This window comes from Streptomyces sp. F63 (genome assembly GCF_018070345.1).
Lineage (GTDB): Bacteria > Actinomycetota > Actinomycetes > Streptomycetales > Streptomycetaceae > Streptomyces.
This window is the reverse complement of sequence record NZ_JAGPXX010000007.1, coordinates 210,425-228,140: the sequence shown is the minus strand read 5'-3', so window position 1 is coordinate 228,140 and position 17,716 is coordinate 210,425. Positions and strand designations below refer to the sequence as shown.

Below are 17,716 nucleotides of genomic sequence, written 5' to 3'. Positions count from 1 at the left end.
CCCCGCTCCCCTGTTCCGTCCCGTCACCGGGACGTCCGGGAGGGCGGGGGCCGCGGCCGTTCACGGATGTCCCGCGCCCCCGTACGGACATCACGGGCCGGGTGGATCCGGCGCCCCTCCCGCGGACCCGGCCGCCCCGGTGGACCCGGCAGCCCCGGTGGACCCACCCGTCCAGTACCGGACTTGACGGTTCCGGCCGCTCCGTACGGTCCCGCGGGCCCCGGGGTTTCCGTGGCATGAACGGGGCAACACGCCCCTGCATGAGCCCTTACCGACGTTCAGGCGGCAGTACCGCGGCCGCGGCGATCCGGCTGGTGGCTGATGTGGCCGCGGGAATCCTGGTCCTGTGGATCATCATGTATCTGCTCGACGCGAACCGGGCGAACGACCTGGTGAACTTCGTGCAGAACGCGGCCCACTGGCTGGCCGGGTGGTCCCGCGACCTGTTCACCATGGAACTCGACTGGCTGCGCGTGGTGCTGAACTACGGCCTGCCGGCCGTGGTGTACCTCGCCATCGGGCACGCCCTGGCGGCCCGCATGCCGCGCGGGGCCTGACCCCGCCGGACGGCGGGGTCCGATCCCCCGCCCACAGCAGCCGGGCACGGTAGGCCGGGCACGGGACAGCCGGGATACGGCACGCCCCCGCCCGGTGCAGGCCCCCCGTCGGCGCAGGCCCCGCGCCCCCGCAGGCCCCGCGCCCCTCCGCCGTCCGGCCGGGGGACCCCGCCGCGACCGGGGTCCCCGGCCGGATGCCAGGGCCGGCGGCCGCTCCGCCCGGCGGGGCCCGCACCCCGCACTCCGGACCCGGAGCCGGCCCCGGCTCCGGCAGCGGCCGGCCACGGCAGCGGCCCGGCCAACGGCTGCGGCCGGCCGCGCCTCCGTCTCAGCAGCAGTCCGGTTCCAGCCCTGCCGGCAGCCGTTCGCCGCCGAAGACGGCCGTCGTGGCCTCGTCGCCCCCGAGGGCGGCCACGGCCAGCAGCACCGAGCCGGCCGTCCAGGTCGTCTGCTCCTCCGGCCAGAAGGCGCCGTCCTCGAAGACGTAGCCCGTCCAGTACATCCCGTCGCCGTCCCGGAGGTGGCCGATCCAGCGGAGGATGTCCACGGCCCGGTCCGACTCCCCCATGGCCCACAGGGCGAGCGCCAGTTCGGCGCTCTCCCCGCCGGTGACCCACGGGTTCGGCAGCACGCAGCGCACCCCGAGGCCGGGGACCACGAAGGCGTCCCAGCCCTCCTCGATGCGCTCCTTGGCGGCGGTGCCGGTCAGCGCCCCGCCGAGAACGGGGTAGTACCAGTCCATGGAGTAGCGGGACTTGTCCAGGAAGCGTTCCGGGTGGTGCCGGATGGCGTGGCGCAGCAGTCCGGTCGCCAGTTCCCAGTCGGGCTGCGGGTCCTCGCGGTGCTCGGCGATGGCGAGGGCGCAGCGCAGCGCCTGGTGGATGGAGGAGCAGCCGGTGAGCAGGGCGTCGGTGACGGCCCGGCCCGCGGCGCCGTCCCGTTCCGGGGCCTCGCGCTTCCAGCCGATCTGCCCGCCGGGCTGCTGGAGGGCGAGGACGAACTCGACGGCGGCGTAGACGGTGGGCCACATCCGGTCGAGGAAGGTGTCGTCGCCGGTGGAGAGGTAGTGGTGCCAGACACCCACGGCGACATAGGCGACGAAGTTGCTCTCCCGGCCGCGGTCGGTGGGCGCCGCCGGGTCGCCGTCGGCGTAGGCCGCGTACCAGGAGCCGTCCGGCAACTGGTGTTCGGCCAGCCAGCGGTAGGCGGCCTCGGCGTGCTCGTGCTCGCCGGCGGCGTCCAGGGCCATGGCGGCCTCGACGTGGTCCCAGGGGTCGAGGTGGTGGCCGCGGAACCACGGGATGGCGCCGTCCTCGCGCTGGTGGGCGAGGATGCCGGCCACGGTGGCGGCGGCCTGCTCGGCGGTGAGGACCCCGGGCAGGACCAGGCGTTCGGTGCGGCCGGGGCTGGTCACGCCCGGCCCTCGCCGGTCGCGGTGGTGGTCCCGCCGCCGGCCGGGTCACCGGAGCCGGCCGGCGGGAGCTGCGGCTTGGTGGCGTAGACGACGAAGCTCTTGCCGATCAGCGGGTCGAGCGCGCGTTCGGCGACCCGGGTGAGCAGGGGTTTCTTCATGATGTCCCAGACCAGCAGCTTGTGGTACGCGCGGACGGGCAGCGCCTTGTCGTTGTCGACGCCGAAGGCGCACTTCAGCCACCAGTAGGGCGAGTGCAGCCCGTGCGCGTGGTGGCTGCCGTACGGGCGCAGTCCGGCCTCGCGGATCCTGCGGAGCAGTTCCTCGGCGCGGTAGATGCGGATGTGACCGCCCTCGACCTCGTGGTACGCGTCGGAGAGCGCCCAGCAGACCTTCTCCGGCCCGTAGCGGGGCACGGTCACGGCGATCCGGCCGCCGGGCCGCAGGACGCGGACCATCTCCGCAAGCACGCCCTTGTCGTCGGGGATGTGCTCCATCACCTCGGAGATGATGACGACGTCGAAGCTGTCGTCGGGGAAGGGCAGGGCCAGCGCGTCGCCCTCCATGGCGGTGGCGGTGGCGCCGGCCGGGGCCTCGCCCGCCTCCTTCATGGCGGCGAACCAGGTGGCGACCTCCTGGATCTCCTCGGCGTTGCGGTCGAGCGCCACGACGTGCGCGCCGCGCCGGTAGCACTCGAAGGCGTGCCGGCCCGCGCCGCAGCCCAGATCGAGCACGCGGTCGCCCGCGGCCAGCGGGAACCGGGAAAAGTCGACGGTCAGCACTCGGGGTCTGCCTCTTTCGGTCGGGGGTGCGTCCGGTCCGGCCAGCCGCGCGGACGGCCGGTGGAGGGGGCGGTGGGGGCGGCGGCTCAGGGTGGGAGGGCGGCGCCGGCGCCCTGCCGCTCCACGGCCCGCCGGTAGTGCTCGACGGTGCCGCGGGCGGCGCGGGCCCAGGTGAAGCGGGAGAGCACCCGTTCCCGGCCCGCCCGGCCGAGGCGGCGGCGCAGCTCGGGGCCGTCGTGGGGGTCGAGGAGCCGGCCGAGCGCGGCGGCGAGGGCGCCCGCGTCGCCCGGCGGTACGGCCAGGCAGGTCTCGCCGTCCTCACCCGCGACCTCGGGGATGGCCCCGCCCGTGGTGGCGACGAGCGGGGTGCCGGTGGCCATGGCCTCGGCGGCGGGCAGCGAGAAGCCCTCGTAGAGGGAGGGCACGCAGGCGATCTGGGCACCGCGCACGAGGTCGGCGAGTTCGGCGTCGCTGATGCCCTTGACGAACTCGACGGCGCCGGTGAGGCCGTAGCGTTCGATGGCGGCGGCGACGGGTCCGTCCTCGGCGCGCTTGCCGACGACGACGAGATGCGCGCCGGGGTGCTCGGTGCGGAGCTTGGCGAGCGCCTCGACGAGGTGGACCAGGCCCTTGAGGGGAACGTCGGCGCTGGAGGTGGTGACGATCCGGCCGGGGATCTCGGGGACGGCGGGGTCGGGGGAGAACAGGTCGGTGTCGGCGCCGATGTGGACGACGTGGACACGGTCCGCGGGCACGCCGAGGTGCTCGGTGATCTCGTCGCGGGAGCTGCCGGAGACGGTCAGCACGGACGGCAGCCGGCGGGCGACGCGCTTCTGCATGCGCGTGAAGCCGTACCAGCGGCGGACGGAGGCGCGGCGCCAGAGGCCGGTGGCGGCGTCGAGGTCGAGCCGGCGGTCGACCGTGATGGGGTGGTGGACGGTGGTGACGAGCGGGGCGCCGAGCCGGGCGGGGCCGCCGAGCAGGCCGTAGCCGAGGGTCTGGTTGTCGTGGACGACGTCGAACTCGCCCCGGCGGGCGGCGAGATGGCGGCGGGCGCGGAGGCTGAAGGTGAGCGGTTCGGGGAAGCCGCCGGTCCACATGGTGGCCACTTCGAGGGCGTCGATCCAGTCGCGGTACTCGCCGGGCCTCGGGGTGCGGAACGGGTCGGGCTGCCGGTAGAGGTCGAGGCTGGGCAGTTCGGTGAGGCCGGCCCGGCCGGGGCCGGCGATCTCGTCGAGGACGGGGTAGGGCTGGGAGCCGATGACCTCGACGGTGTGGCCGAGTGCGGCGAGTTCGCGGGACAGGTGCCGGACGTAGACGCCCTGGCCGCCGCAGAACGGGTTGCCCTTGTAGGTGAGCAGGGCGATGCGGAGCGGGCGTCCGCCGTCGGCCGCGAGGGGGCCGGCGGTCCCGGCGGAGGGGCTCGATGCGGCTGCCGGTGCGGCCTCAGCGGTCACTCTTCGGGCCCCTTCTCACTTCAGTTCTGCCGGAGCGTAGCGGCTCGCGCCGATTTAGAACAAGTTTCAAAAATTGGCGGCCGCCCGGCCGCCCGTCCGTCCACCCGCCCGGCTGTCCGCCCGTCCGTCCGTGTGCCGGCCGCGTGGTCGTCCGCCATGGGGAAGGTGTCCGAATCTACCGGCAGGTAGTACGGACCGCCGGTCCGGGCCGGGTGATTCGCACCACGGTCGGCGCGCCGCCGGGCATTTCCGCACCTCACAACTCATGGCCCGAGCTTGCGCCCGCTGTGAGCACTCGGGCACGGTGAGGTGTTCACGCGGATGGCGGCGTACGCCTCAGACGTCATGGATCGGGACATATGGCCACGGAAACAGCGTCACAGCCCTCACCGTCTCACCTGACGGGGCGTCAGGAAGCTCGGCGCCGGTCGATCCTGCGGGCGAGCGCCGAACTCGCGAGCCGGGGCGGCTTCGACGCCGTGCAGATGCGCGAGGTGGCGGAGAGCTCCGGGGTCGCCCTCGGCACTCTCTACCGCTACTTCCCGTCCAAGATCCACCTGCTGGTGGCCACGCTGCGGGACCAGCTCCAGCGACTCCACGCGACACCGGCGAGACGGCCGCTCACCGCGGAGGCGCCCTCGGAACGGGTCGCCGAAACGGTGCTGCGCGCCTTCCGCGCGATGCGGCGCGAGCCGCTGCTGGCCGACGCGATGGTGCGGGCGCTGACCTTCGCCGACCGGTCGGTGAGCGAGGAGGTGGCCGCCGTGTCCCGGCTGACCACCGCGATCATCCTGGACGCCGTGGGACAGACCGGCGCCCCGAGCCCCGAGCGGCTCTCGGCGGTCCGCGTCATCGAGCACACCTGGCACGCGACGCTCGTGGCCTGGCTGGCCGGCCGGTCCTCGACGGAGAGGGTGCGCACCGACATCGAGACGGCCTGCCGGCTCATCGACCTCACAGCCCCGGGGGAGGCGGGCCCGGAGGAGGCGCACGCGGGGGGCGCGCGAAACCCCGGAAGAGCTCCGGAACGCGCCCGCTGATTCGACTACAGCACGGGGCGTAGGGCAAGTCGGTACGGCTGGTGCCGTTTTGGCCGTTCCCTCTTGCCGGTTGTGGGAACGCGCTTTTGGACGACTCAACTGTTCAGATGTTCCGACGGATACATCGGAGACCACCGGTGCACACGAGTCTGGAGGGGACGGGCAAGTGATCCGGGTACTTCTGGTGCACGACATCGGGCTTCTGCGGTCGGCGCTGGCCGCATTGCTGGGGAGGGAACAGGATTTGGAAGTCACGGCGGCGACCTGGGACAGGTTCCCGGCGCAGGCGCGGGCCACCCGTCCGGACGTCTGCGTGGTGGACGCCGACAACCCGGCCTCGGACACGCTCTCCACCGTGCTGGAAGCCGCGGAGGGAGAGTCCGGGGCAGCCGCGGAGCCCGGGGGGCGCGGCCGCCGCAGCGCGCTGCTCGCCCTGGTGACCGCCGGACGGCCCGGTGCGCTCCGCCGCGCGTTCGACGCCAGCGCCCTCGGATACGTGAGCAAGAACGCGACTCCGCAGCGATTACTGCACGCCATCCGCAAGGTGTCCAAGGGCGAGCGGTTCGTTGACGAATCGCTCGCTTTCGGTTTCATGCAGGCGGCGGAGATGCCGCTGACGGCCCGCGAACTGAGCGTGCTGTCGCTGGCCGCGGAGGGGGCGCCCATCGCCGAGATCGCCAAGAGTCTGCATCTGTGCAACGGGACCGTGCGCAACTACATGGCCTCGGTGATCCGCAAGACCGGCGCGAGAAACCGCATCGACGCCGTGCGCATATCGCAGAGCGCCGGCTGGGTCTGAGCCCTGTCGGTCCGCCGCCCCCGCCGCGAGGCCGGGCGGCGGACCGCGGACACGCTGCGGGACGAGACGAGCGGGGGCGGCAGAGGCGGTGGCCGGTCCCGCCGCGGAACCGGTCAGACCCGCACGGTCTGCCAGTGCCCCACGAGGTCGCGGTACAGCCCGGAACGGTCCAGCAGTTCCTCGTGACTGCCGCAGACCGCGTGGACCCCGTCCATCACCAGGACCCGGTCGGCCCGGCGGGCCGAGCTGATCCGGTGCGCGACCGTGATCACCGTGCCCGGACGTTCCGCGAAGGCGCGCTCCGCCCGCTCCTCCGCCACCGGGTCCAGATGGCAGGTGGCCTCGTCCAGCAGCACCACCGGGGCGGGCGACAGGTGCGCCCGGGCCAGGGCGATCAACTGCCGCTCGCCCTGCGACAGGACGGCGGGGTCGACGACCGCGTCGAGGCCGCCGAGCCGGTCCGCCAGCGGAGTGAGGCCCACCGCCTCCGCCGAGGCGGTCACCGCGTCCGGCGCCGCCGCCTCCGGGCAGAGGTAGAGCAGGTTCTCCCGCAGGGTGCCCGTGAAGACGTACGCCTGCTGGGGGATGAGGACCCGCAGCCGCGCGGGCTCGCCGGCCGGCCACGACCGGGCAGGGCGGCCGAGCACCCGGACCTCGCCCCGGTCCGGCACCAGCAGCCCGGCGACCAGGCCGGTCAGGGTGGACTTCCCGATGCCGCTGGGCCCCACCACCGCCAGGCTCTCCCCGGCCGTGACGGTGAGGTCGAGATCGCGCAGCACGGGGTGCGCGCCGGCACCGTAGGCGAAGGTGACCGAGCGGAGTTCGACGGCCGGCGCGCCCGGTACGGCCCCGGCCGGCCGCAGCCCGGAATCGCCCGGTACGGCCCCGGCCGGCTCCGCCCGGCCTCCCGTCCGGCCGGGCACGGGGCCGGCCGGGGCCGCGGGACCCGGGGTTCCGGAGCCGCGGGGTGCGCCGTGGCCGCCGGTGAGCCGGTCCAGGATCACCAGCAGCCGGGTGCCCGCGGCGCCCAGGGCCGTCATCAGGGTGTGCAGGGCGGGCAGCAGCGACTGCGTCAGATAGGTCAGCGCCCCCAGCAGTTCACCGGCCGTGACACCCCGGTCGAGCAGCCAGGGCGTGGCGACGACGAGCAGGGCGACGGGCAGTTGCCCGGCCACGCCCAGCGACAGGGTGCGCGCCGCGGCCCACCGGGCGAGCGACCGCGCGGCGCCCACCTCGGCGTCGGCGAGCCGCGCGGCCCGTGCCGCCGTACGGTCCTCGGCGCCGCAGGCCACGACGTCCCGCACGCCCCCGGCGACCGCCCCGTACTCCTCCGCGAGCGCCTCGTCCGCGCGGAGGTAGTCGCGCTGCCGGGCGGCCATGGGGATCAGCGTGCCGAGGAACAGTGCCAGGCCCAGCAGCAGCGGCGGCCCGACGACGAGCAGCAGCAGCGGGGCGAGGGAGGCCAGCCCGAGCAGGGCTCCGGCGGCGGTGAAGAGGAAGGAGCGGGCGACGAGCACCAGCCCCGCGAAACTGTCCCGGGCGGTCTCCGTCTGGTGGGTGATCCGGGAGACGACCGCGCTGTCGGCCCGCGCCGGGTCGGCGACCGCCTCGTGCAGGGAGGCCGACACCACCCGGCGCAGCAGTCCGTCGCGCAGGGGCTCGACGAGACCGGCCAGACCGCAGAACACACCCTGGTTGGCGAAGCCTCCGACGACGACGGCCGCGGCGGCCACCGCCAGCCAGAGCAGGCCGGTGCGGGTGTCCCCGGCGAGGAAGCCGCGGTCCAGGGCCTGCGCCACGCTGTAGCCGCCGAGGAAGGTGTGCGCCGACTCCAGCAGCGACCAGCCGCCGAGCGCCGCCAGGACACGGAGCCGCGCCGCGAGGAACCGGCGGGCCCGCGGCAGGATCCGCCGCAGCGCCCCCCGCCCGGCCCGCCGCTCCGGCGGGGTGCCCTCCGCGGGCACGGGCCCGGGCCGGGTCACGGCGCACCCGCCGTCCGGGGCGGGCCGCCGGAGAGCGGCGCGCCGGCCGGGTCCGCCGTGCCGGCGAAGACCGCGCGGTACGCGGGGCGCTCCCACAGGGCCTCGTGCGGCCCCACCGCGCGGACGCGGCCCTTCTCCAGCCAGACGACCAGGTCGGCACGGGCCGCCGAGGACACCCGGTGGGCGATGAGCAGGCGGGTGCCGGCCCGCACGTCGCGGGTCAGGGCGCGGCCCACCTCCAGTTCGGTGACGCTGTCCAGGCTGGAGGTGGCGTCGTCCAGCACCAGCAGCCGGCCGGCGTGGGCGAACGCCCTGGCGAGGCCGAGGCGCTGGAGCTCGCCGCCGGAGAGCGGCGCGTCGGCGAGGGGGGTGCCGTACCCGGCGGGCAGCAGCCGGATGAAGGAGTCCGCGCGCGCGGTGCGGGCGGCGGCCCGCACGGCCTCCTCCGGGGGTTCGCCGGCGCCGAAGGCGATGGCCGCGCCCACGGTCCCGCCGAACAGCGCGGGGCGTTCGAAGGCGTAGCCGACCTCGCGGCGCAGCTCCGCCCGGTCGAGTTCGGGCAGCGGTACGCCGTCCAGCAGGACGTCGCCGTCGTCCGGGTCCTCCAGCCGCCCGGCCACGGCCGCGAGGACCGACTTGCCGGCACCGGACCGCCCGACGACGGCGGCCGTGACACCGCCCGGAAGGGTGAGATCGACGCCGTCCAGTACCGGGGTCCCGCCCCGGACGACCGTGACGCCGCGCAGTTCGAGCCGGCCGGGCCCGCCGGGCGGCAGCCGGCGGGTGCCGTGGCGCATGCGCGGCGCGGACAGCAGTTCGGCGGTGCGGCGGGCCGCCGCCCGGCCCCGCACCAGGGCGTTGAGCCGGCCGACGACGGCTCCGATCCCGGCGGCGAGGCCCGCGTAGCGGGAGGCGGCCAGGAGGTCTCCGACGCTGAGCTGCCCGGCGGCCAGCCGCACCCCGCCGACGGCCAGGACGGCGGTCGTCAGCAGCGGCACGAGGATGCCGCCCTGGGTGACGGCGCGGCCGTAGACCTGCCACATCCGGCGTCCCTGGGCGTCGAGGTCGGGGAGGGGTGCGAGCACCCGGTCCCGCTCGCGGCCGGCGGTACCGGCGGCCGCGACGGTCCGCGCGCCCCCGAGTGCCTCCATCAGCCGAGCCGCGATATCTGCCTGGATGCGCTGGTAGCGCGTCACGCTGTCGGAGGAGCTGCGCACGAAGACGCGCAGCAGCAACAGCAGAACGGGCACCCCGGCGAGGAACACCGCGGCGGTCCAGGCGTCGACGAGGACGAGGGCGACGATGCCGCCGACCGGGGTGAGCACCGAGGCCACCGAGGCGGCCGCGGTCGCGGGGACCGTGCCCGCCTCGGCGGCGTTGCCCGTCAGCCGGGTCACGACGTCGCCCGGGGTGAAGCGGGCGGCGCGGCGCGGGCCGACGGAGAGGAGGTGGGCCGTGCCGAGATTGCGCAGCCAGGCGGTGGAACGGGCGTTGGTGACGCCGGTGGCATGGGCGGTGAGGGCGTCGAGCAGCACCTCGGCCGCGAGCAGGACGCCGCAGAGCGCCACCCACGGCCGGGCGCCGTCCCGCCGGTCCAGGAGGAGGTCGAGGGTGTGGCCGAGCACGGCGGGCAGGGCGATGGTCGCTGCGGCGGAGGCCGTGGTGGCGAGGAGGATCAGGAGGGCCCGGCCGGTGCTGCGGCGCGCGGCGCCGGCCAGCAGCCGGCGGGCGCCGGGGGGCGGGGCGGCGGGAACGGCGCCGTCGGCGGAAGGAGGGGTGCGGACCCCGCCGTCGCGGCGGGCAGCGGCGGTCCGGGCCGTGCCGGTGCGGGGCCGGTTGCGGGCTCGCGCGCCGCGCGCTTCCGCACGGCGGGCTTCCCCGCCCGGGCCGGCGGCCCGTGCGCCCGGGGAGCGGTCCCGGGCGTCTTGGGCTTCGGCAGAGGGGCCGGTGCCGGCCGGCTCGGTGGCCATGGGCTGCGGTCTCTCCCTCCTTGCGCTGACGCGCGGGCGAAGGCGGCGCGTACGGTGGGCGCGCGGCCCCGGGCGGAGTGTCGCCGTCCGGGGCCGCGCCAACCGACCTGACTGCCTCCGAAGAGGCTCAGATCAGTTGCAGGTGGTGACGCTCAGGGAGCTGTCGCCGCAGAGCAGCAGGGAGGCGCGGGAGCCGCCGCCCGTCGCCAGCTCGCCGGTGAGCTCCTCGGCGGGGGTCTCCAGGGTCTGCAGGTCGAGAAGGGTCATGACACTGTCCTTTCCTTGATGTCCGTGGGGACGGGATTTTCTTGGGTACGGCCTCCGGCGGAGACCGGCTCGTGGGGCCGCCCGGCGGGCGGCGGGAGGAAGGGCAGGTGCACGGGAGAGTCGTGCAGCGCGCTGCCCAGGGCGAGCAGGCACCCGGCGGTGCCCGTGGCGAGGTCCATGGAGAGACGCATCATCTGCTCCCCGGGGAAGGCGAGTTCCCCGCGGAAGGGGACGGCGCCCCAGGTGAGGGAGGTGATCTGGCGGCACAGGGCGGTGTCGTCCGTGCCGGGCCCGCCGGTGGTGGTGCGGGCCAGGTGGAGGACCATGCCGGCCGCGCCCCGGAACAGTCCGGGCTGGGCGTAGAACTTGCCCTGGGCGGCCTGCACGATCCCGCCGCGCGCCCGGTCGAAGTCCTCGTCGTGGCGGTGGGCCAGATAGTCGTCGAGGACCATGCCGATGCCGGCGCTGCCGGCGCCCACGTAGGGCATGGTGCGCTTGCCCTCGTCGACCTGGAGGGCGCCGCCGGCCCCCGTGACGCAGCGGGCGAGGTCGCGGCGCAGGGCCTCCGCCGCGAGGTCCAGCAGTGCGGGGTCCCCGGTGCGCTCGTACCGGCGGATGAAGAGCAGGGCCTGGCCGGCGCCGCCGTGGAGGAGTCCGGCGCGGGGCACTCCCCCGCCGGTCCGTCCGGTTCCGCCACCGGTGGCGGCCTCGGTGCCGTCGGAGCGGGCGAAGCGGTCCGCGACCATCGCGGTGCAGCGCGCGGCCGCGTCCTCCAGGGCGGTCTCGCCCGTGCTCGCGCCCAGGGAGTCCAGGGCGAGGGCGATGCCGGCGAGTCCGCTGTGCAGGTCGGGGGCCATGCCGGACCAGTCCTCGGCGAGGGTGAGCCCGGCCAGTTCCACGGCGCGTTCGCGGTGGCCGAGGCGGTCCAGGGTCCAGGCGATGCCGGCGATGCCGTCGTAGAAGCCGAGCGGGGTGCCGGGGGCGGGCCGTTCGGTGTGGCGCAGCAGCCACTCCTCCGCCTCCGGGTGCCGTCCGCCGCCGGTCTCGGCGAGCGCGTGCAGGACGCCGGCCGCGCCGTAGCCGTAGCAGAGGCCGCCGCCGGCCCGGAACTGGGCGATGTCGCCGGGGAAGCAGCGGTCGTGGCGGTCGGGGGTGGCCGAGGCGAGGATGGCGCGGGCCATGGAGTCCCGGCTGCGCGGCCAGTCCGCGGGCTCGACGGGAAGGTACGGGGCCCGGGCCGCCGGGGCGGAAGCGTGCGCGCCGGCCGCCGCCGGTTCCGCGGCGGGGTCGCGGAGGATCTCGGCCACCGCCTCGTCGAGGAACCCGCGGTCCACCGGGAACTCCCGGGCGGCGATCTCCGCGAGGTGCGCGGCCTTGTTCCGGTCGACGGCGAAGAGGCTCGTGAGCGGGAGGAAGAGGGCGATGCGGAGGCAGGCGAGCGCGTAGCGGTCGACGTCGAAGCCGCGGTGTCCGGCGGGGGCGACGAAGCCCGGGTTGGCGACCACCTGTCTGCGGCCCTCGTCGATGTGCGCGGCGGCCTCGAAGTCGAGGAGGGCGACGGAGGACTCGTCCTCCGCGACCATGACGTTGAACAGATGCAGGTCGTTGAAGACCACACCCCGGACGTGGACCGCCTCGACGGCCTCGGTGACCATGCCGTGCATCCGTATCGCCCAGTCCGTGTACTCGGCGAGCGCCTCCGGTGCGGGATCGGGCTCGATGAGCGGGTGCCGCCGGGCGAAGAAGGTGTTGAGCGGCTTGCCCTCCAGGAACTCCAGCACCATGAAGTGGTGGTCGCCGAGAACGAAGGAGTCGCGCACCTCCGGCGTGTACGGGAGGCCCGACAGGCGTTCCAGGGCGGCGCGTTCGCGTTCCAGCCGGGTCACGGCGTCGGCTCCGTCGGCCGCGAGGCCGGCGTGCGGACGGGCCTCCTTGAGGACGACCTTCTCCCCGGTGCGGGTGTCCGTTCCGGCGTAGACGCCGCCGCCGTTGGAGAAGTGCAGGGCCTTCTCGATGCGGTAGGGGAGGCCGGTGGTCCGGGTGGCCGTGCGGGCCTCGATGTGCGGGGTGAGGCAGGCCGGGGGCGCCACCCATTCGGGTATGTGGAAGGCCGGGTCCCGGCGGTCGGGCACGAGCTTCCCCTCGGTGTTCTCCACGGCGGGGCGCAGGACGCCCTGGTCGTCGTAGCAGTGCCGTTCGGTGAAGCTGCCGTAGCGCACGTGGACCGGGCCGGCGCCCCAGCGCAGATCGCTGAGGATGTACGGGCCGGGCTCCCCGTCGAGGAGTTCGCCGAGCTCGCGGGCGATGGTCCCGAACTGCTCGTCGTTCTCCGGGTAGACGGTGACGAACTTGCCGCTGGCGCCGCGGTCCGCGTACTTGGCGTTGCGGGTGCGGAGCAGGTGCCGGCCCGGGATGAACTTGAAGGCCACCGACCGCGGCACGCAGTAGTCCCAGACCCGGGTGAGGATCTTCTCGGCGTTGTCGAGCGTGGCCGAGACGTGGATCTTCCAGCCCTGGGCGGGCAGCGCGGTGTCGAGCGGGCGGAAGGCCAGCCAGTCGCCGTTGCTGTGCCGCTGCCAGCCCTCGGGGGCCTCGCGGCGGGCGTGCTCGTAGAGGGCGCCGGGCGCTCCGGGGGTGTCACCGGCGCCGGCGGAGAGACGGTGCGGGGCGTCGTAGAACGTGCGGTCCGCGTCGCAGTACACGGCGTACCCCAGGTCCATGACGCTCCTTCGTCCCGGTCAGTGGTGCGGGCCTCTCGGTCTGCATTCGAGGCTGTCACCGGGGGCGCCGGCGGAACAGTCACAGCTGTCACGACCCTGATGTGCGGAACGCACGAGTAAGTTACGGCAGTTCGATTGCCGTCGAACGGTGCCCGCGGGCCCCGCGCCCGACCCCTCCCGGCAGGACGGGCGGACGCCCGTTCGATGATCTTCCACCGGCCGGTTATGGTGTCTCCCGACAACTTCATCCGTGCCCTGACAGGGGAAGACCGGTGCGAATCCGGCGCTGACCCGCAACCGTGAGTACAACCCGCGCTCCCGCGCGGCCGTACGAGCCGGAGCACCTGTCGGGGCGCGAACAGGCTCCCGTCCGCCGGTGCGGCGCCCCAGAGGCGCCCGCCCCCGGACGGCACCGTCGAGGTATACGGAAGACGAGCCCGGTGTGCCCTCCGCGTGCGGTCCGCGCGGCCGGGGTCGGCCGTGCCCGGCTGCCCCCCACCACGAGAACCACAACGGAAGGCACCGAACCATGAACGTACGCCGTACCGCCGCGGCCCTCGCCGCGTCCGCCGTGCTGGGTGCGCTCGCCGCACCCGCCGCCTCGGCCGGCACCGCCGCGCCCTCCGCCTCCCCGAAGCTCCCGGCCGGGCTCCACGGCGACAAGGACCCCACGTACGACGCCGTGTGGCGGCAGTCCATAGCCCTGCTCGCCCAGGACACCGCGGGTGTCACCCCGTCCGCCGAAGCCGTGGACTGGCTGACGGGACAGCAGTGCGACTCCGGCGCGTTCGCCGCGTACCGCGCGGACGCCTCGGCCGAGTGCGACGCCAAGACGCCGGTGGACAGCAACGCCACCGCCATCGCCGTCCAGGCACTGGCGGCCCTCGGCGGGCACACCGGCGAGGTCGGGAAGGCCGTCGGCTGGCTCAAGTCCGTGCAGAACGAGGACGGCGGCTGGGGCTACCTCCCGGGGACCCCCAGCGACACCAACTCCACCTCCGTGGTCGTCGGCGCGCTCGCTGCCGCGGGCGAGAAGCCGGCGAAGACCCGGGCGGGCGGCAAGTCCCCGTACGACGCGCTGACGGAGCTCCAGCTCGGCTGCGACGCCGACAGCGGTGACCGCGGTGCCTACGCCTTCCAGCCCGACGAGAAGGGCCGCCTCCTGGCCAACGCCGACGCCACGGTGGCCGGTGTCCTGGCCGGCCACGGCAAGGGCCTCCTGGCCGACCCGGCCGCCGGGGACGGCGGCGAGGGCGGCAAGGGCGGCGGCGCCCCCGAGCCGCTGGAGTGCGGCTCCGGCGCGGAGGCCGACCGTACGCCGGAGGAGGCCGCGTCCGGAGCCGCCGCGTACCTCACCGCGCTGCTGGAGAAGGACGGGCACCTCACCTCGCTCGCGCCGGGCGCCGACAAGCCGGTGCCGGACCACGGCAACACCGCCGAGGCCGTGATCGCCCTGGCGGCGGCCGGCCACCCGGAGGCGGCGGAGGCCCCGCTGGCCTGGCTGGAGAAGAACAGCGCCGAGTGGGCCGCGGACAACCCGGCCGGGCTGGGCACGCTGGTCCTCGCCGCGCACGCCGCGGGCGGCGACCCGCGCTCCTTCGGCGGCACCGACCTGGTGAAGCAGCTCAACGCCACCGGTCCGGAGCCGGAGTCGGTGCGGGCGGCCGGCGCGGACACCGGTGAGGACGGGGAGAAGTCGGGGTCCGGGAACGTCTCCGCGCTCTGGTGGGTGCTGGGCGCGGGCGTGCTCGCGGGTCTGGTCATCGGCGCCGCCCTGCTGCTGGCCGGCGCCCGGAAGAAGCGGTCGTGAGCGGGCGGCCGCGGAAGACCGCCGGGCGGCGGGAGCCGGGCGGCCCGGGCCGGCGCGGCACCGAGCCGTGCCGGACGGGGCCGCGGGCCGCCGCACCGGGCCGGACGGACGCGCACCGCACCGCGCGGGGCGCCGAGCGCGGCACCGGTCCGAGCGGTGCCGGCCGTCCCCCGGCCGCGCGCCCCCGTGCGGGGTGCCGGGGCGCGGCGGGTTCCGGCGGGCCGGTGCCGGACGCGGGGCGCCGGGCCGGCGTCCGGCGGCGCCCGGCCGCGCGCCCCGGGGTGCGCGGGGCGGCCCTGCTGCTGCTCGCGGCCGCCGTCACCGCGCTCGGTGCGGGGCCCGCGCGGGCCGAGGGGTACCGCTACTGGTCCTTCTGGCAACGGGACGGCGGCAGTTGGAGCTACGCCACCGAGGGGCCGGCGACCGCCCGGCCCGCCGACGGCGATGTCGAGGGCTTCCGCTTCTCCGTGAGCGTCAACACCCAGGACGGCGCGAAGCCGCGCGGCACCGCCGACTTCGGCACGGTCTGCGCCGGCACCCCCGCCGAGGACGGCCGCAAGCGGGTCGCCCTGCTGCTGGACTTCGGCACCGCCGAGGACGCGCCGGACGGCGAGCGGCCCCCGGAGCCCCGCACGGAGTGCGCGTCCGTCCCGGAGGACGCGACCAGCGGCGAGGCCCTGGCCGCCGTGGCGAAGCCGCTCCGCTACAACACCTCCGCCCTGCTGTGCGCGATCGCGGGCTACCCGGAACGCGGCTGCGGCGAACAGGTGTCCGGCGACGCGGGTGCCGGGGCGGGTGGCGCGGACCCGTCCGGCGGAAGCGGCTCCGACCGCTCCGGTGACGCCGGCGCGGCCGGCGACCGTGCCGGCGACGCACCGGCGGACGGATCCGGCGACGGCCCGTCCACCGGTCTCTACGCGGGTGCCGCCGTCGTCGCCGTCCTCGCCGCGGGCGCCGCCTGGCAGGCCCGCCGACGCCGCGGATGAGCACCGGCAGCCCCGGGACGCCCCGTCCCGGCCCCCGCGACAGCACCCGGCCGGCAGCGGACCGCGGTGCCGCTCCCGCACGCCCCGCGGCTGCCGCCGTACCGCGCGCACGGCGGCAGCCGCGACGCGGCGCGGGCGGCGACGCGAGCGACACGAGCCGGAAGCCCGGCCCGGGCCGGAACGCGGCACGGACCGCCGGGTTGAGCCAGGGCGCGACCCCGGACACGGGGCTGGGCCACGGCGCAGACGCGGACACGGGGCTGGGCCGGGGCGCAGACGCGGGCCGAGGCGACGGCGCGAGCCCGGGCGACGGTGTGGCCGGTCCCGTGCGCCGGGGTCGCGTCACGGGCCGGACCGCGGGGCCGTCGGCGGTGAGGCGGCTGCGGAGCCGTCTCACCGCCCGGGCGCCGGAGGCCGCGCGCGGCAACGCCCTGCACGCCGGGGCCTGGTGGCTGTGGGCCCTCGGCCTGGCCACCGCCGCGTCCCGGACCACCAATCCGCTGCTGCTCGCCCTGCTGGCCACCGTCGCCGGCTACGTCGTGGCCGCCCGGCGCACCGACGCGCCCTGGGCGCGCAGTTACAGCGCGTTCCTCAAGCTCGGCCTGGTGGTGATCGCCATCCGGCTGGTCTTCTCGGTCTTCCTCGGCTCGCCGATCCCCGGCAGCCGGGTGCTCTTCACGCTGCCCGAGGTGCCGCTGCCCGAGTGGGCGCGCGGGGTGCGGATCGGCGGCCGGGTCACCGCCGAGGGACTCGTCTTCGCCTTCTACGACGGCCTCAAACTGGCCGTCCTCCTGGCCTGCGTGGGCGCGGCGAACGCGCTCGCGAACCCGGCGCGGCTGCTCAAGTCGCTGCCGGGCGCGCTGTACGAGGCGGGCGTGGCCGTCGTCGTCGCCATGACCTTCGCCCCCAACCTGGTCGCCGACGTGGTGCGGCTGCGCGCCGCCCGCCGGCTGCGCGGGCGCGCCGACCGGGGCGTCAGGGCGATCCTCCAGATCGCGCTGCCGGTGCTGGAGGGCGCGCTGGAGCGGTCCGTCGCCCTCGCCGCGGCGATGGACGCGCGCGGCTACGGCCGCACGGCCCGGGTCCCGGCCGCCGTACGGCACACCACGACGGCGCTGACTCTCGGCGGACTGCTCGGCGTCTGCGCCGGCACCTACGGCCTGCTGGCCGCGGAGGGGGCGGGCTTCGGCCTGCCCGTCCTGCTGCTGGGGCTGCTCGCCGCGCTGGCCGGGCTGTGGCTGGGCGGCCGCCGCTCGGTGCGCAGCCGCTACCGGCCGGACCGCTGGGGCCTCCGCTCCTGGCTGGTCGCCGGGTCCGGGGCGGCGGTGGCGGCGGTGATGATCTGGTCCGCCTCCGCCCCGTCCGGCACGGCGGACCTGCACCCGTCGGTCGTCCCGCTGACGGCGCCGGCCCTCCCGCTGTGGCCCGCGGCCGGAGTGCTGCTGGGCCTGCTTCCGGCCGTGGCCGCCCCGGCGCCCGCGTCCCGCACCCGCCGCGAGCGCCCGGACGGGTCCGGAGCGCCCCCCGGCGCGCGGTCCGCGGAAGCCGGCGGTCCGGCGGACGAGCGGGACGGCCGGGACGACTGGCACGAACGGGACGGCCGGGACGGCCGGTCCCCGGGCCCGTCCTCCCCTCCTCGCCCGGACCCGGACGCCGTCCCGGAAGGCGCCGTCGCCGCCTGGCGCCTCCGCCCGGGACGAAGCGGCTCCGGCCACGGCCGGACGGACGGGGCGACGGTACCGGCCACGGCACCGGAGCCCGGTGCCCCGGGCGGGTCTTCCGGCCCGTCCGGCCCGTCCGGTCCGTCCCGCCCCTCCGGCACCCGGGAGCTCTCCGGCGGCGGTGACGCCGACGACGGCGCGGAGGGCGGCGCCGCCGACGCCACGGACACCGCCGGGGGCGACGGCGCCCCCGCGGCTTCCGCCCCGCCGTCCC

12 protein-coding genes, 1 pseudogene and 1 riboswitch are annotated in these 17,716 nt (G+C 76.3%); of the genes and pseudogenes, 6 read left to right on the top strand and 7 right to left on the bottom strand.

Going from position 1 to position 17,716, the window contains the following annotated elements; all coding sequences use genetic code 11:
• The first annotated feature begins 260 nt into the window (after nucleotides 1–260).
• Nucleotides 261–557, top strand: a complete 297-nt coding sequence (locus KBZ10_RS10825) for a hypothetical protein (RefSeq protein WP_039818594.1) — start codon at nucleotides 261–263, stop codon at nucleotides 555–557.
• Between the two features lie 328 nt (nucleotides 558–885).
• Here KBZ10_RS10825 and KBZ10_RS10820 read toward each other — a convergent pair whose 3' ends face one another.
• The 3 genes from KBZ10_RS10820 to KBZ10_RS10810 all read right to left on the bottom strand — a co-directional run bounded on the left by KBZ10_RS10820 (nucleotide 886) and on the right by KBZ10_RS10810 (nucleotide 4,207).
• Nucleotides 886–1,971, bottom strand: coding sequence for a prenyltransferase (locus KBZ10_RS10820; RefSeq protein ID WP_210987315.1), 1,086 nt, complete (start codon nucleotides 1,969–1,971; stop codon nucleotides 886–888).
• Nucleotides 1,968–2,750: a class I SAM-dependent methyltransferase gene (locus KBZ10_RS10815; RefSeq protein WP_210987314.1), complete on the bottom strand. Its 783-nt coding sequence runs from the start codon at nucleotides 2,748–2,750 to the stop codon at nucleotides 1,968–1,970. Before KBZ10_RS10815 ends, KBZ10_RS10820 begins: the two co-directional genes overlap by 4 nt.
• 86 nt (nucleotides 2,751–2,836) lie before the next feature.
• A complete protein-coding gene (locus KBZ10_RS10810; RefSeq protein ID WP_210987313.1) occupies nucleotides 2,837–4,207 on the bottom strand; it encodes a glycosyltransferase family 4 protein in 1,371 nt (456 codons plus the stop codon).
• Between the two features lie 359 nt (nucleotides 4,208–4,566).
• Between KBZ10_RS10810 and KBZ10_RS10805 the strand changes: the two genes are divergently transcribed.
• Both KBZ10_RS10805 and KBZ10_RS10800 read left to right on the top strand, forming a co-directional pair.
• Nucleotides 4,567–5,247, top strand: coding sequence for a TetR family transcriptional regulator (locus KBZ10_RS10805; protein WP_210987312.1), 681 nt, complete (start codon nucleotides 4,567–4,569; stop codon nucleotides 5,245–5,247).
• A 166-nt stretch (nucleotides 5,248–5,413) separates the two neighbouring features.
• On the top strand, nucleotides 5,414–6,046 hold the full coding sequence (locus KBZ10_RS10800; RefSeq protein WP_210987311.1) for a response regulator transcription factor: 633 nt from the start codon (nucleotides 5,414–5,416) through the stop codon (nucleotides 6,044–6,046).
• A 113-nt stretch (nucleotides 6,047–6,159) separates the two neighbouring features.
• Here the strand turns inward: KBZ10_RS10800 and KBZ10_RS10795 are convergent, their stop codons facing one another.
• The 4 genes from KBZ10_RS10795 to lanKC all read right to left on the bottom strand — a co-directional run bounded on the left by KBZ10_RS10795 (nucleotide 6,160) and on the right by lanKC (nucleotide 12,985).
• A complete protein-coding gene (locus KBZ10_RS10795; RefSeq protein WP_307847333.1) occupies nucleotides 6,160–8,028 on the bottom strand; it encodes an ABC transporter ATP-binding protein in 1,869 nt (622 codons plus the stop codon).
• Nucleotides 8,025–9,998: an ABC transporter ATP-binding protein gene (locus tag KBZ10_RS10790; protein WP_210987310.1), complete on the bottom strand. Its 1,974-nt coding sequence runs from the start codon at nucleotides 9,996–9,998 to the stop codon at nucleotides 8,025–8,027. The genes KBZ10_RS10795 and KBZ10_RS10790 overlap by 4 nt, the downstream gene beginning before the upstream one ends.
• Before the next feature lie 132 nt (nucleotides 9,999–10,130).
• Nucleotides 10,131–10,265: a SapB/AmfS family lanthipeptide gene (locus KBZ10_RS10785; protein ID WP_210987309.1), complete on the bottom strand. Its 135-nt coding sequence runs from the start codon at nucleotides 10,263–10,265 to the stop codon at nucleotides 10,131–10,133.
• On the bottom strand, nucleotides 10,262–12,985 hold the full coding sequence (lanKC, locus tag KBZ10_RS10780) for a class III lanthionine synthetase LanKC (RefSeq protein WP_210987308.1): 2,724 nt from the start codon (nucleotides 12,983–12,985) through the stop codon (nucleotides 10,262–10,264). The genes KBZ10_RS10785 and lanKC overlap by 4 nt, the downstream gene beginning before the upstream one ends.
• A 219-nt stretch (nucleotides 12,986–13,204) precedes the next feature.
• Nucleotides 13,205–13,352: riboswitch (cobalamin riboswitch) on the top strand.
• 162 nt (nucleotides 13,353–13,514) lie between these two features.
• On the opposite strand from lanKC, the gene KBZ10_RS10775 reads away from it, so the two are divergent.
• From KBZ10_RS10775 to KBZ10_RS30515, 3 genes and pseudogenes are all read left to right on the top strand, one after another.
• Nucleotides 13,515–14,795, top strand: a complete 1,281-nt coding sequence (locus KBZ10_RS10775; RefSeq protein ID WP_210987307.1) for a prenyltransferase/squalene oxidase repeat-containing protein — start codon at nucleotides 13,515–13,517, stop codon at nucleotides 14,793–14,795.
• Nucleotides 14,796–15,019: 224 nt separating this feature from the next.
• Nucleotides 15,020–15,781 (top strand): SCO2322 family protein, encoded by a 762-nt coding sequence (locus KBZ10_RS10770; protein ID WP_374223330.1) that lies wholly within the window; start codon nucleotides 15,020–15,022, stop codon nucleotides 15,779–15,781.
• Between the two features lie 371 nt (nucleotides 15,782–16,152).
• Nucleotides 16,153–17,271: pseudogene (locus KBZ10_RS30515) on the top strand (CbiQ family ECF transporter T component); the annotation flags it as partial.
• Nucleotides 17,272–17,716 lie beyond the last annotated feature (445 nt).